This is a genomic window from Streptomyces lycii, assembly GCF_009735685.1.
Lineage (GTDB): Bacteria > Actinomycetota > Actinomycetes > Streptomycetales > Streptomycetaceae > Streptomyces > Streptomyces lycii.
In genome coordinates this window covers 1-13147 of record NZ_WHPN01000215.1, presented here as the reverse complement: position 1 = coordinate 13147, position 13147 = coordinate 1, and the positions used below count along the sequence as shown (strand labels likewise).

The window sequence follows — 13147 nt, the reverse complement described above, 5'->3', positions numbered from 1 at the left end:
GGAGCGGTGCGGCCCCGGGGTCCGGTGCCCGGACCGCCGTGCCGCCGCCTGCCTCAACCACCCCGTTTATCGTCAGGGAGACGACTATGATCGCGGCATGTCGCCCTACGACCCGTCGGCCTTCCCGCCCTTCGCCGTCACCGTCGACCTGGTCGTGCTCACCGTGCGCCGCCACGCGCTCTGCGCCCTGGCGGTCCGGCGGGGTGAGCCGCCCTTCCAGGGCCGTTGGGCCCTTCCCGGCGGATTCGTCCGGGCGGACGAGGACTTGGCCGCCGCGGCCGCAAGGGAGCTCATCGAGGAGACCGGGCTGCTGGCACACGATCCCACGGGGCCCGCACCGGTCAACGGCGCCCATCTCGAACAGCTGGCGACCTACGGAGACCCGGACCGCGACCCGCGGATGCGTGTTGTCAGCGTCGCCCATCTCGCGCTGGCACCCGACCTTCCGGCACCCCGGGCGGGAGGTGACGCGCACAGCGCCCGCTGGGCCCCGGTCGAGTCCCTGCTCGGCCGGGACGGCGCGGGCCGGGACGGAGCAAGCCGTGACGAGGAGGAGGGCGCCCCGCTGGCCTTCGACCACGCGACCATCCTCGCGGACGGTGTCGAGCGGGCCCGTTCCAAGATCGAGTATTCGTCGCTGGCCACGGCTTTCTGCTCGCGGGAGTTCACCGTCGGAGAGCTGCGCCGGGTCTACGAAGCCGTGTGGGGCGTGGCCCTCGATCCGCGCAACTTCCACCGCAAGGTCACCGGGACCCCCGGCTTCCTGGTGCCCACCGGAGGCACCACCACCCGGCAGGGCGGCAGGCCGGCCCAGCTGTTCCGCGCGGGCGGGGCGACCGTCCTCAACCCGCCCATGCTCCGCCCCGAGCCGTGACGCCGGCGGGCCGTTGCCGCCGTGCCAACATGACGGCAAAGCTTGCGCGTTGGCGTTCCGCCCCTCGCTTTGTCGGCCGCCCGGCGCGGTGTTGCGGCCCCGTGGTCAGCAGCTTCCCTGCCGCGTCGGGCCGTTCGGCGGCCACGCCGTGGGCCGCCCTGCGGAAGCCGCCCGACTCGCGCTGATCCGGCGTCAATTGCGCGGTCATGGGCGATCACCCTTTCGTGTGCTTTTCAGCAAAGACCTCAAGGGCGTCCGGGGGCTCGCCGACAAAAGATGCGTGAGTACCCTTGCGCACACCATGATGACCGCGGCTCGCCCCGTCGACTCCGGCCTCTCCGGCCCGGGCGAGCTTGACCGTTACTCCTACGCCGAAGGCCCGGTCTGCGACCGTGCCGCAGGCGCCTCCTGGGAGGGAGGCGACTCGGAGATGGGCCGGGTCGGCCGCCGGACGGCCGGCAACCGCGGCCGCGGGCTGCACGGACAACTCGTGCAGCAGCTCGGTCAGATGATCGTCTCGGGCGACCTGGGCGCCGACCGCCCCCTGGTCCCGGAGGAGATCGGCCAGCGCTTCGAGGTCTCCCGCACCGTGGTCCGGGAGTCGCTGCGCGTCCTCGAGGCCAAGGGTCTCGTCAGCGCCCGGCCGAACGTCGGCACCCGCGTCCGTCCGGTCAGCGACTGGAATCTGCTCGACCCGGACATCATCGAGTGGCGGGCCTACGGGCCACAGCGGGAGGACCAGCGCCGCGAGCTGTTCGAGCTCCGCTGGACGATCGAGCCGCTGGCCGCCCGGCTCGCCGCGGGGCACGGCAGGGAGGAGGCCCAGCAGCGGCTGGCCGACATGGTCCAGATCATGGGCCGCGCGCTGGCGCAGAACGACACGCTCACCTTCTCCCGCGCCGACGCCGAGTTCCACGCGCTGCTGCTGCAACTCGGCGGGAACCGGATGCTGGAACACCTGGCGGGCATCGTCTCCTCGGCGCTCGCGGTGTCCGGCGGAGCGATCACCGGCTGCGACCGGCCCACCGAGGCGTCCGTCGGGCACCACGCCCGGATCGTGGAGGCCGTGGGCTCGGGGGACGCCGCCGGGGCGGAGGCCGCGATGCGGCAGCTCCTGACCGCGCATCCGGATGTCGAGCGCGTGGTGCCCGCGCCCCGCGAGCACTGACGATGTAGCCGGTGCCGCCGGGCCGCGCGGTCGCGGGCCCGGCGCGCGGCTCGTGGCGGAGGTGGTCCGGCCGGGCGGGTGGAGGTTTGAATCGCTCGTGAAGTGTGACCCGGGCCACGCGGAACGGGCGTAACACTCTCTGCGGAAGCGCGATGACCTAAGAGGTGATGGCCGCAACAGGAATACGGACGTCGTTCGCGACGCTGCATTCCCCGTCGGTCCGCCCGCGCCGTCGGTCCACCCCGCCGGCGGTCGTCGGCTCCTGACCACCGTGGTCAGGGTGCCGGAAGCCGTTCCCATCGTTCCGAGAGGTTGTTCGTGTCGGCCAGCACATCCCGTACGCTCCCGCCGGAGATCGCCGAGTCCGAGTCTGTCATGGCGCTCATCGAGCGGGGAAAGGCTGAGGGGCAGATCGCCGGCGATGACGTGCGTCGGGCCTTCGAGGCTGACCAGATTCCGCCAACCCAGTGGAAGAACGTTCTGCGCAGCCTCAACCAGGTCCTCGACGAGGAGGGTGTGACGCTGATGGTCAGTGCCGCAGAGGCGCCCAAGCGCACCCGCAAGAGCGTCGCAGCGAAGAGCCCGGCGAAGCGCACGGCCACCAAGACCGTCGCCGCCAAGGCCCCCGCGCCCAAGAAGACCGCAGTCCCGGCCGAGCCCGCCCCGGCGGTCGAGGTGCCGGGCGAGACCAGTGCCGAGAGCCCCGCGGCCCCCGCGAAGAAGACCGCGGCGAAGAAGACCACCGCCAAGAAGACCGCGGCGAAGAAGACCACCGCCAAGAAGACGGCGGTGAAGAAGACGGCGGCCAAGAAGACGGCCGACGAGCCGCTCGACGGTGACGAGGCGGTCGAGGAGACCGCCGCCGCACCGGCCGGCGGCAAGGCCGAGGGAGCCGAGGGCGAGCAGCCCGAGAACCAGGGCTTCGTCCTGTCCGACGACGACGAGGACGACGCGCCCGCGCAGCAGGTCGCGGCCGCGGGTGCCACGGCGGACCCGGTCAAGGACTACCTCAAGCAGATCGGCAAGGTCCCGCTGCTCAACGCCGAGCAGGAGGTCGAGCTCGCCAAGCGCATCGAGGCCGGCCTGTTCGCCGAGGACAAGCTGGCGCACGCCGACAAGCTCGCTCCCAAGCTCAAGCGCGAGTTGGAGATCATCGCCGAGGACGGCCGGCGGGCCAAGAACCACCTCCTGGAGGCCAACCTCCGGCTCGTGGTCTCGCTCGCCAAGCGCTACACCGGCCGCGGCATGCTCTTCCTGGATCTGATCCAGGAGGGCAACCTCGGTCTGATCCGCGCCGTCGAGAAGTTCGACTACACCAAGGGCTACAAGTTCTCGACCTACGCGACGTGGTGGATCCGCCAGGCGATCACCCGCGCGATGGCCGACCAGGCCCGCACCATCCGTATCCCGGTGCACATGGTCGAGGTCATCAACAAGCTCGCGCGTGTGCAGCGCCAGATGCTCCAGGACCTGGGCCGCGAGCCCACCCCGGAGGAGCTGGCCAAGGAGCTCGACATGACCCCCGAGAAGGTCATCGAGGTCCAGAAGTACGGCCGCGAGCCCATCTCGCTGCACACACCGCTCGGCGAGGACGGCGACAGCGAGTTCGGTGACCTGATCGAGGACTCCGAGGCCGTCGTACCGGCCGACGCGGTCAGCTTCACGCTGCTCCAGGAGCAGCTGCACTCGGTGCTGGACACCCTCAGCGAGCGCGAGGCGGGCGTGGTGTCCATGCGTTTCGGGCTCACCGACGGCCAGCCGAAGACGCTGGACGAGATCGGCAAGGTCTACGGCGTCACGCGTGAGCGCATCCGCCAGATCGAGTCGAAGACCATGTCCAAGCTGCGCCACCCGTCCCGCTCGCAGGTACTCCGGGACTACCTCGACTGATCACTCGATCGGTCGAACGCGCGACGTCGCGCCTCCGGCCCGGAATCCCTTGGGATTCCGGGCCGGAGGCGTCTTCGCGTGGCGCCGACCGGGTGGCAGCCGGGCGGAAAGCGTTTCACGCTGAGGCGGCACGTGCCGTCGCAGAGTGAGGAGACAGTATGCGTCCCGTCTCGCGAGCGTTGATCGGAGCACTGGCGCTGATACCGGTGGCCGCGGCAGTGCCCCTGGTGGCCCCCGCCACCGCGGCAGCGGACAGTGTGGTGGTCGGCGGGCAGCCCGCGGCCACGGACGAGAGCCCCTGGGCGGTGGCTCTGGCGAGCCGGGACCGCTTCGGGGACACCCGGTCCGGCCAGTTCTGCGGCGGGGCCGTGGTGGCGTCCAGGACGGTCCTGACGGCGGCCCACTGCCTGAGCCGGGAGGTGCTGGGCGTGGAGCGGGACGCGGTCCGCGACCTCAAGGTCATAGCGGGACGGAACGATCTCCGGGCGAAGGGCGGCGAGGAGTTGGACGTCCGCCGGGTGTGGGTGAACCCGGACTACGACAGCGCCACGAACGAGGGAGACCTCGCCGTGCTGACGCTGGCGGGGAAGCTGCCGGAGGGGGACGCCCTGCCGATGGCGCGCGGTGGCGACAAGGCCTACCGGCCGGGCACCGAGGCCGAGGTCTACGGCTGGGGGGACACGACCGGCGAGGGGGACTACGCGGCCGTGCTGCACGCGGCGAAGGTCCGGATCCTGGAGGACGCGGTCTGTGAGCGGGCCTATCCGGGCAGTGCCGACGGGACGTACAAGGCCCGCTCCATGGTCTGCGCCGGGGAGCGGGGCGGTGGCGGGGACGCCTGCCAGGGCGACAGCGGCGGGCCGCTGGTCGCGGGAGGGCGGCTGGTGGGCCTGGTCTCGTGGGGGAGCGGCTGCGGGGACGCCGGCAGTCCCGGGGTCTACACGCGGATCTCCGCCATGGAGCAGGCGGTCGCGGAGGGGCGCGGCGACAAGGGCCGGTAAAGCGGCCGGTAAAGCGACGAGAGCGGGTGCCCGCCTCCGTCGTGCGGAGGCGGGCACCCGCCGTCCGGCCCGGGGCCGGCAGGGGCTCGTCGTCGCGTGTGGAGCGTCAGCGTTCGTCTTCGGTCGCCGATGCGGGAGCGGCGGTGAGCCGCTCGGTCTCGTCCTGTATCTCTGCGGCGATCTTCTTGAGTTCCGGCTCGAACTTGCGCCCGTGGTGGGCGCAGAAGAGCAGTTCACCGCCGCTCATCAGGACGACGCGCAGGTAGGCCTGGGCGCCGCAGCGGTCGCAGCGGTCGGCGGCCGTCAGCGGGCTCGCGGGGGTCAGAACAGTAGTCACGTCGCCTCTTCTCTAGCTCGACGAGCTGTCGTACCAGGGTCAACATCCAACCAGGCCGAAAACGTTCCCGCTCGTGCCTTTCTCTCGAAAATTTCTTCCGAGTCGGACGGATGCTGCCAGGTGGCGGCGAATGAGCCGTATCGCGTTGGGCTTACGTATTCATCGCGCTTGTCGGTTTCTGTCCTCCCGGCGGGATTGCCGGTTGTTCATGAGGACGTGCCCGGAGCCTAAATGGTTCATGCCTCCAAGGGAACGTGATGTGCATGTCACCCGCGCGAGGGATCGAACACCAGAGCGAGTCTGGACTAGCATGACCCCTCCCGGTGGGTGGCTGCACAAAGGCTCTACCAGGCCTCGGTACCCTCTCATCGGTGACCCAAGCCGCCCAGCGCCCGGAGTCGGGCCTGATCGAGAAATTCAGCGAGGAGCGAACCGCGTGACCGCCGAAACGTCCGTGCCGTCCACTGCGCTTCTGACCGGGGCAGACCGGGACGGCGGCTCCAACTACACCGCGCGGCACCTGCTCGTCCTCGAGGGCCTGGAGGCGGTGCGCAAGCGTCCGGGCATGTACATCGGCTCGACCGACAGCCGCGGCCTCATGCACTGCCTCTGGGAGATCATCGACAACTCGGTCGACGAGGCCCTCGGGGGCCACTGCGACCACATCGAGGTGGTGCTCCACGACGACGGCTCCGTCGAGGTCCGGGACAACGGCCGCGGCATCCCCGTTGACGTCGAGCCCAAGACCGGTCTGTCCGGCGTCGAGGTCGTGATGACCAAGCTGCACGCCGGCGGCAAGTTCGGCGGCGGCTCCTACGCGGCCTCCGGCGGTCTGCACGGCGTCGGTGCCTCCGTCGTCAACGCGCTGTCCAGCCGGCTCGACGTCGAGGTCGACCGCGCCGGGCACACCCACGCCATCAGCTTCCGGCGCGGTGTCCCGGGGATCTTCACGGAGTCCGGCTCCGAAGCCCCGTTCGACCCGGCCAACGGCCTGATCAAGAAGAAGAAGGTCCCGAAGAACCGCACCGGCACCCGCGTCCGCTTCTGGGCCGACCGCCAGATCTTCCTCAAGGACGCCCGGCTCTCCCTGGAACACCTGCACGCCAGGGCCCGCCAGACCGCCTTCCTGGTGCCCGGGCTGACCCTCGTGGTGCGGGACGAGCGCGGCCTCGACGGCCCCGACGGCGAGCAGCGCAAGCCCGTCGAGGAGACCTTCCGGTACGACGGCGGCATCAGCGAGTTCTGCGAGTACCTCGCGCAGGACCGGGCCGTCTGCGATGTGCTGCGGCTCTCCGGCCAGGGCACTTTCAAGGAGACCGTGCCGGTCCTGGACGACCGCGGCCACATGACGCCGACCGAGGTCACCCGCGAGCTGGGCGTCGACATCGCGCTGCGCTGGGGCACCGGCTACGACACCACCCTCCGCTCGTTCGTCAACATCATCGCCACCCCCAAGGGCGGCACCCACGTCTCCGGTTTCGAGCGTTCCGTGACCCGTACGCTCAACGAGGTCCTCCGCTCCCAGAAGGTGCTCCGGGTCGCCGAGGACGACATCAACAAGGACGACGCGACCGAGGGGCTCACCGCGGTCGTCACCGTCCGGCTCGCCGAGCCCCAGTTCGAGGGGCAGACCAAGGAGGTGCTCGGCACCTCGGCCGCCTCCCGGATCGTCGCGGGCGTCGTCGCCAAGGAGCTCAAGGCCTTCCTGACGTCCAACAAGCGGGACGTCAAGCAGCAGGCGCGGGCCGTGCTGGACAAGGTCGTGGCGGCCGCCCGCACCCGTATCGCGGCCCGGCAGCACAAGGAGGCCCAGCGGCGGAAGACGGCGCTGGAGTCGTCCTCGCTGCCCGCGAAGCTCGCGGACTGCCGCAGCGACGACGTCGAGCGCAGCGAGCTCTTCATCGTCGAGGGGGACTCCGCGCTGGGCACCGCGAAGCTGGCGCGCGACTCGGAGTTCCAGGCGCTGCTCCCGATCCGGGGCAAGATCCTCAACGTCCAGAAGTCCTCGATCGCGGACATGCTCAAGAACGCCGAGTGCGGCGCGATCATCCAGGTCATAGGAGCGGGGTCCGGACGGACCTTCGACATCGACGCGGCCCGTTACGGCAAGATCGTGCTGCTCGTGGACGCCGACGTGGACGGCGCGCACATCCGCTGCCTGCTGCTCACGCTCTTCCAGCGCTACATGCGGCCCATGGTCGAGGCCGGCCGGGTGTTCGCGGCCGTGCCCCCGCTGCACCGGGTCGAGCTGACACACCCGAAGAAGGGCCAGGACAAGTACGTCTACACGTACTCCGACAACGAGCTGCGCAGCACCCTGCTGGAGTTCCAGGCCAAGGGGATCAAGTACAAGGACTCGATCCAGCGCTACAAGGGCCTCGGCGAGATGGACGCCGACCAGCTGTCCGAGACCACCATGGACCCGCGGCACCGGACGCTGCGGCGGATCAACATCGGGGACCTGGAAGCGGCCGAGCAGGTCTTCGACCTGCTGATGGGCAATGACGTCGCGCCCCGCAGGTCGTTCATCACCAACTCCGCGGCCACCCTGGACCGCTCCCGCATCGACGCCTGAGCGCCCGCGGGCGGTGGCGGGGCGCGTTCAGGCCCTGTCCCCGCCCGCCCACGCGTAGCGGTGCTCCGGGCGCCCGGCGTCCCCGTAGCGGAGGCCGAGGCGCACCTGTCCGGCGCTCTCCAGCAGCTTCAGATAGCGCTGCGCCGTCTGCCGGCTGAGCCCCGAGCGCTCCGCGACCTCCTGCGCCGACAGGGCGCCCGTCGCGGACCGCAGCACGTCCCGGACCAGGTCGGCGGTGAGCGCCGAGTGCCCCTTCGGGACGCCCGCCGGCCCGGCGGAGGCGCCGCCGAGGGCCCCGAAGATGCGGTCGACCCGGCCCTGCTCGGCCTCCCCGTCGCCCTCCAGCGCCCGGCGCAGCTCGGCGTAGCCCTCCAGCTTGGCCCGCAGCCCGGCCGCGGAGAACGGCTTGACCAGGTACTGCAGCGCCCCGCTGCGCATGGCGGCCCGCACGGTCGCCAGGTCGCGGGCGGCCGTGACCATGATCACGTCGGTCTGGTGCCCGCGTTCCCGGAGTTCGGCGACGACGGAGAGGCCGGTGCCGTCCGGCAGATAGTGGTCCATGAGGACCAGGTCCACGCCGGGGTGCCCGGCGAGGAAGGCCAGCGCCCCGGCGGCGCTGTGCGCCCGGCCCGCCACCCGGAAGCCCGGGGTGCGCTCGACATAGGCGGCGTTGACCGCGGCGACCCGTACGTCGTCGTCGACGACCAGCACGCCGATCACCGCGGCCCCCCGGCCGGGTCCGCCGCCGTACCGCCGGACAGCGCCTCGTCCCCGGTGCCGCGCACCGCATCGTCCAGCGCCTCCGGCAGTACGACGGTGAACTCGGCGCCGCCGCCCTCCGCGGCCCGGACCCGGGCGCTGCCGCCCTGGCGCTCCGCGAGCCGCCGCACCAGCGCCAGCCCGATGCCGCGCCGCCCGCCGTGGGCCGGGGGTTCCTTCGTGGACCAGCCCTCGGTGAACACGTCCTCGCGCCGCTCCGGCGGGATCCCGGGGCCGGAGTCGCCGACCCGCAGCACCGCGGCCCGTCCCTCGGCCCGCAGGGCGACCCGCACCTCGGCCCGAGGGGTGCCGGCGGCCGCGTCCAGCGCGTTGTCGACGAGATTGCCGACCACGGTGACCACTCCGCCAGGGTCGACCAGCCGGTCCGGCAGCAGGCTCTCCCCGGTCAGGCGCAGCGCCACCCCGCGCTCGGCCGCGACGGTCGCCTTGCCCACCAGCAGCGCCGCGAGCAGCGGGTCCCGGACCCGCTCGGTGATCTGCTCGGCCGTGGCCCGGTGCACCCCGACGGCCTCCGTGATGAACTGCTCGGCCTCCTCGTACAGCCCGAGTTCCAGCAGGCCCAGCAGGGTGTGCATGCGGTTCGCGTGCTCGTGGTCCTGGGCCCGCAGGGCGTCGATGAGGCCGCGGGTGCCGTCGAGTTCGCGGCCGAGCCGTTCCAGCTCGGTGCGGTCGCGCAGGGTGACGACCGCACCGCCGTCGTCGGTCGGCATCCGGTTGGCGACCAGCACCCGGCCGCCGCTGACGGTCAGCAGGTCCTCACCGGTCACCCGCCCGGAGAGCACGTCCGCGGTACGGCCCCGGCCGAGGACGTCCTCCAGCGGCAGCCCGGTGGCCCGGTGGCCGAGTCCGAGCAGCCGCTGCGCCTCGTCGTTGACGAGCCGGACCCGGCCCCGCCCGTCGAGCGCGACGACGCCCTCACGGATGCCGTGCAGCATCGCCTCGCGTTCGGCCAGCAGCGCGGAGATGTCGGAGAAGGCCAGGTCGTGGGTGCGTCGCTGGAGACGCCGGGAGACCAGATAGGCGGCGAGCGCGCCGACGGCGAGGGCCCCGACCGCGTACGCCAGCAGTCCCGGCACGGCGGACACCAGCCGGTCCCGCACGCTGTCGTAGCCGATGCCGACGGACACGGCTCCCACGATCCGGCCGTCCTCGTCGCGCAGCGGGACCTTGCCGCGGGCCGACCGGCCCAGGGTTCCCTCGTCGATCTGCATGACCTCGTCCCCGGCGAGCGCCCGGCCCGGGTCGGTGGAGACGCGGTGGCCGATGCGCTCCGGGGAGGGGTGGGAGAGGCGGATGCCCGCGGTGTTCATGATCACGACGTACTCGGCGCCGGTGGACCGGCGGATCCGCTCGGCCTCGGCCTGCACCGGTCCGTCCGGTGACGGCCGGGTGGAGAGCACGTCCCGGTCCAGGCCCGGGCGGGTGGCGGTGGTCTGCGCGATCGCCAGGGCCCGCCGCATGGCCTGGTCGTCCAGCTGCTCGCCCAGCGGGGCCAGGAACAGCCCGGTGACCAGGGCGGTCACCCCGGTGGTGATCGCCAGCTGGACCAGCAGCACCTGGGAGAAGACCCGGCGCGGCCAGCCGATGCCCAGCCGGCCCGGGGACGGCGCGGCGCCACCACGCCCCCCGGATCCGGCGGGGGCGTCCGGGTCCGTGCTCGCCGGGCCCGGCGGTGCGGTCCCGGGCGCCGTCATGCCCGGCTCCGCGGCGCGGCGGCCTCGCGTACGGCCGACACCAGCATGTGCAGGGGCGTTCCCGGGGCGGCGCCGCAGCTCTCCGGGCGGCGGGGGAGCGAGGGGCGGGCGTCGACCTCGGTGTGCCAGGAACGGCCGTCGGTGTGGGCGACGGTCACGGTCCAGCTGCCCGCGGCCCCGGCGCGCGGTGCCCGGGCGGCGGTGTCCGTGACGGTCAGCGCGTCGGCGCGGTCCTCCCCGGTGAGTTCTCGTACGGCCAGGTCGGCGGCCTGTGCCGGGCGGTCCCAGGCCGACCGTCCGCGGGCGCCCGCGGAAGCGATCCTGCCCTCGCCCGCCGCGTGCAGGATCTCCTTGACGGCGGGCGCCGAGGCCCGGCCGTAGGCGTAGCCGTACGGGAGGACGAAGAGGGTCGGCGAGAAGCGGTGCCCGCCGATGTGGGTGACCTCCCACGTCGGCCGGCTGCCGGCGGCGAGTTCGGCGGCCAGCGGGCGGCCGAGGAGGGCACAGCAGCGGTCGCGTGTGCCGTTGGTGCACACCAGGGCGAGCGGCTCACCGGTGTACGCCTGCCAGAGGCCGCCGTGGTCGCCCGCGCCGAGCGCGGCGAAATCCAGGGCGGGCAGGCCCGCGGGGTCGCTGAGCACGCCGCTCCGGATCCACGAGCGTCCGGGCACGGTGTGCGCGGCGTAGACCCGGCGTGCGGCGGACGGGTCCCGGTCGGCGTGCCGGCCGGGCCGGCGGATCAGCGCGACGCGGACTCCGGTGCCCTCCGCGGCCGCCTCCAGGGCCCGGCCGAGCGCCGGGTCGAGGCGGCTGGCGGTGAGCGCCTTCGGGCCCCAGGGGCCGGGCTGCTCGACCAGCAGCCAGGTGCGGGCCGTGGCGGCGGTGCCGGCCAGGGGCTCGGACAGGGCCCGGGAGGCCGTCGTGCAGGTGTTCACGCAGGCGAGCCTAACCTGGGCCGTTCGCGGGCGGCCGCAGTTCACCGCTCGGCGTGCGTCGCGGAGCAGACCGTGACAAAGGCCACCGGGCGGGGCGCCCGCGTGGGAGGGCGCGGGGCGGAAGTACGGTGCCGGAGGCCGGGCTCCTATCCTGGGCGCAGCCGTTCCGCCCGCCCCGTCCCGGACCCCGACCAGAAGCCGGAGGCGCCGTCCGTGCCCAGGAAGCAGATCCCCGTCGTCGTCCTCGCGGGCTTTCTGGGATCCGGCAAGACCACCCTGCTCAACCATCTCCTCACCGGCAGCAGGGGCACCCGGATCGGCGCCGTCGTGAACGACTTCGGCAGCATCGAGATCGACGCCATGGCGGTGGCCGGACAGGTCGACTCGATGATCTCGCTCGGCAACGGATGCCTGTGCTGCGCCGTCGACACCAGCGAACTGGACGGGCTGCTGGAGCGGCTCGCCCGGCCCGAGGCCGGGATCGACGTCATCGTGATCGAGGCGAGCGGCCTGGCCGAACCGCAGGAACTCATCCGGATGATCCTGGCCGCGGACAGCGAGCACATCGTGTACGGCGGTCTGGTCGAGGTCGTCGACGCGGCCGAGTTCGCCCGCACCCGCGCCGCGCACCCGGAACTGGACCGGCACATCGGCATCGCGGACCTCGTGGTGCTCAACAAGGCGGACCGTGTGACCGGGCCGGGGCGCGAGGAACTGCTCCGCACGCTCACCGGACTCGCCGGTGGCGTACCCGTGCTGCCGGTGTCCTACGGACGCATCGACCCGGACCTGCTGTTCGACCGCAGCTCCCGGGAGGACGACCACCGGCTGCCCCGGCAGCTGTCGTTCGAGGACCTGCGGGGCGACGACGACTGTGCCGCGCATCCGCACGCCGCCTACGACACCGTCGCGTTCACCTCCGAGGAGCCCATGGACCCGCGCCGGCTCATGGAGTTCCTCGACAGCCGGCCCGCCGGGCTCTACCGCATCAAGGGCTTCGTCCACTTCGGCGTCCACGGCTACCGCGAGAAGTACACCCTGCACGCGGTGGGCAGCTTCCTCCGGTTCCAGCCGGCCCCCTGGGGCCGCGACGAGCCGCGCACCACCCAGCTGGTGCTGATCGGCACCGGGACCGACCCCGGCGCGCTCCGGAAGGAACTGGACGCCTGCCGGGCCGGCGGCACGCAGGATCCCGCCGACGACCGGAGCATGTGGGGGATCCTGCGCTACGTGAGAGAGCCGGAGCGGACCGCGGACCAGCGGGACCCGGACGAGCAGGAACCGGACCGGTGGGACCTGGGGCGCTGGGACCCGGATCAGCAGGACCCGGTCGAGTAGGACCCGGGGCAGCAGGAGCGCCGGATCGGCGGGCCCCGGACGGGTAGGGGCCGGACCGGTGGGATCCGGAGCGCTGGGATCCGGGGCGCTGGGACTTGGACCAGTACGACCCGGGCGGCAGCCGGCCCGGTGGGACGGGGCTGGGGCTTGGACCAGCAGGAGCAGGACCGCTGGGAGCCGCACGTGGACCAGCAGGAGCCGGACCGCTGGGACCCGGACCGCTGGGACCCGGACCTGGAGCGCCCGGAGCAGGCCGAGCCCGAGCCGTCCGAACCGGAGGAGACACACGGGCGAACGTGATCGGGTACCACCGCCGTGACGTCCGCACCGGGCCCGCCGCGACGCCCCCACCGCCGCGCGGCCCTGCATCGCCACCGCCGCGCCGCCCGGGCCGTCACGCTCCGACGTGACGTGATGCGCCGCGACGTCCCCACCGGCACCGGCACAGCCTCCGTACCGGGCCCGCCGTCACGCAGACCGCATAGCGCCGTTACGCCGAGACCGTCCCGCCGTTACGCAGGCCGCGCCCCGCCGTTGCGCCGCGGCCGTCCCGCC

General features: G+C 72.8%; 11 protein-coding genes. 7 read left to right on the top strand and 4 right to left on the bottom strand.

The window, feature by feature from the left end; genetic code table 11:
- Positions 1 to 97: 97 nt before the first annotated feature.
- From GCU69_RS08805 to GCU69_RS08790, 4 genes are all read left to right on the top strand, one after another.
- Positions 98 to 874, top strand: a complete 777-nt coding sequence (locus GCU69_RS08805; protein ID WP_156205577.1) for an NUDIX hydrolase — start codon at positions 98 to 100, stop codon at positions 872 to 874.
- Between the two features lie 226 nt (positions 875 to 1100).
- Positions 1101 to 2042 carry a FadR/GntR family transcriptional regulator gene (locus GCU69_RS08800; protein WP_306474075.1) on the top strand — a complete coding sequence of 314 codons (942 nt, stop codon included), beginning with the start codon at positions 1101 to 1103 and terminating at the stop codon, positions 2040 to 2042.
- A gap of 318 nt (positions 2043 to 2360) precedes the next feature.
- Positions 2361 to 3932 carry an RNA polymerase sigma factor gene (locus tag GCU69_RS08795; RefSeq protein ID WP_176604548.1) on the top strand — a complete coding sequence of 524 codons (1572 nt, stop codon included), beginning with the start codon at positions 2361 to 2363 and terminating at the stop codon, positions 3930 to 3932.
- Between the two features lie 158 nt (positions 3933 to 4090).
- Positions 4091 to 4933, top strand: coding sequence for a S1 family peptidase (locus GCU69_RS08790; RefSeq protein ID WP_156205576.1), 843 nt, complete (start codon positions 4091 to 4093; stop codon positions 4931 to 4933).
- A gap of 106 nt (positions 4934 to 5039) precedes the next feature.
- Here the strand turns inward: GCU69_RS08790 and GCU69_RS08785 are convergent, their stop codons facing one another.
- Entirely contained in the window at positions 5040 to 5270 is a 231-nt protein-coding gene (locus tag GCU69_RS08785; RefSeq protein WP_098754003.1) for a DUF7455 domain-containing protein, read from the bottom strand.
- A gap of 436 nt (positions 5271 to 5706) precedes the next feature.
- Here GCU69_RS08785 and GCU69_RS08780 point away from each other — a divergent pair, with 436 nt between their 5' ends.
- Complete coding sequence (locus tag GCU69_RS08780) at positions 5707 to 7845, top strand: DNA gyrase/topoisomerase IV subunit B (protein ID WP_156205575.1); 2139 nt, start codon at positions 5707 to 5709, stop codon at positions 7843 to 7845.
- A gap of 27 nt (positions 7846 to 7872) precedes the next feature.
- On the opposite strand, the gene GCU69_RS08775 is transcribed toward GCU69_RS08780, so the two are convergent.
- Genes GCU69_RS08775 through GCU69_RS08765 form a run of 3 tightly spaced genes read right to left on the bottom strand, consistent with a single transcriptional unit; the run spans position 7873 to position 11254 of the window.
- Positions 7873 to 8565, bottom strand: a complete 693-nt coding sequence (locus GCU69_RS08775; protein WP_156205574.1) for a response regulator — start codon at positions 8563 to 8565, stop codon at positions 7873 to 7875.
- Positions 8562 to 10319 carry an ATP-binding protein gene (locus GCU69_RS08770; RefSeq protein ID WP_156205573.1) on the bottom strand — a complete coding sequence of 586 codons (1758 nt, stop codon included), beginning with the start codon at positions 10317 to 10319 and terminating at the stop codon, positions 8562 to 8564. Before GCU69_RS08770 ends, GCU69_RS08775 begins: the two co-directional genes overlap by 4 nt.
- Positions 10316 to 11254: a sucrase ferredoxin gene (locus GCU69_RS08765; RefSeq protein WP_098754007.1), complete on the bottom strand. Its 939-nt coding sequence runs from the start codon at positions 11252 to 11254 to the stop codon at positions 10316 to 10318. Before GCU69_RS08765 ends, GCU69_RS08770 begins: the two co-directional genes overlap by 4 nt.
- A 213-nt stretch (positions 11255 to 11467) precedes the next feature.
- Here GCU69_RS08765 and GCU69_RS08760 point away from each other — a divergent pair, with 213 nt between their 5' ends.
- Both GCU69_RS08760 and GCU69_RS08755 read left to right on the top strand, forming a co-directional pair.
- Positions 11468 to 12592: a CobW family GTP-binding protein gene (locus GCU69_RS08760; RefSeq protein ID WP_098754008.1), complete on the top strand. Its 1125-nt coding sequence runs from the start codon at positions 11468 to 11470 to the stop codon at positions 12590 to 12592.
- 147 nt (positions 12593 to 12739) lie between these two features.
- Positions 12740 to 12892 carry a hypothetical protein gene (locus GCU69_RS08755; RefSeq protein WP_156205572.1) on the top strand — a complete coding sequence of 51 codons (153 nt, stop codon included), beginning with the start codon at positions 12740 to 12742 and terminating at the stop codon, positions 12890 to 12892.
- The last annotated feature ends 255 nt before the right edge of the window (positions 12893 to 13147 follow it).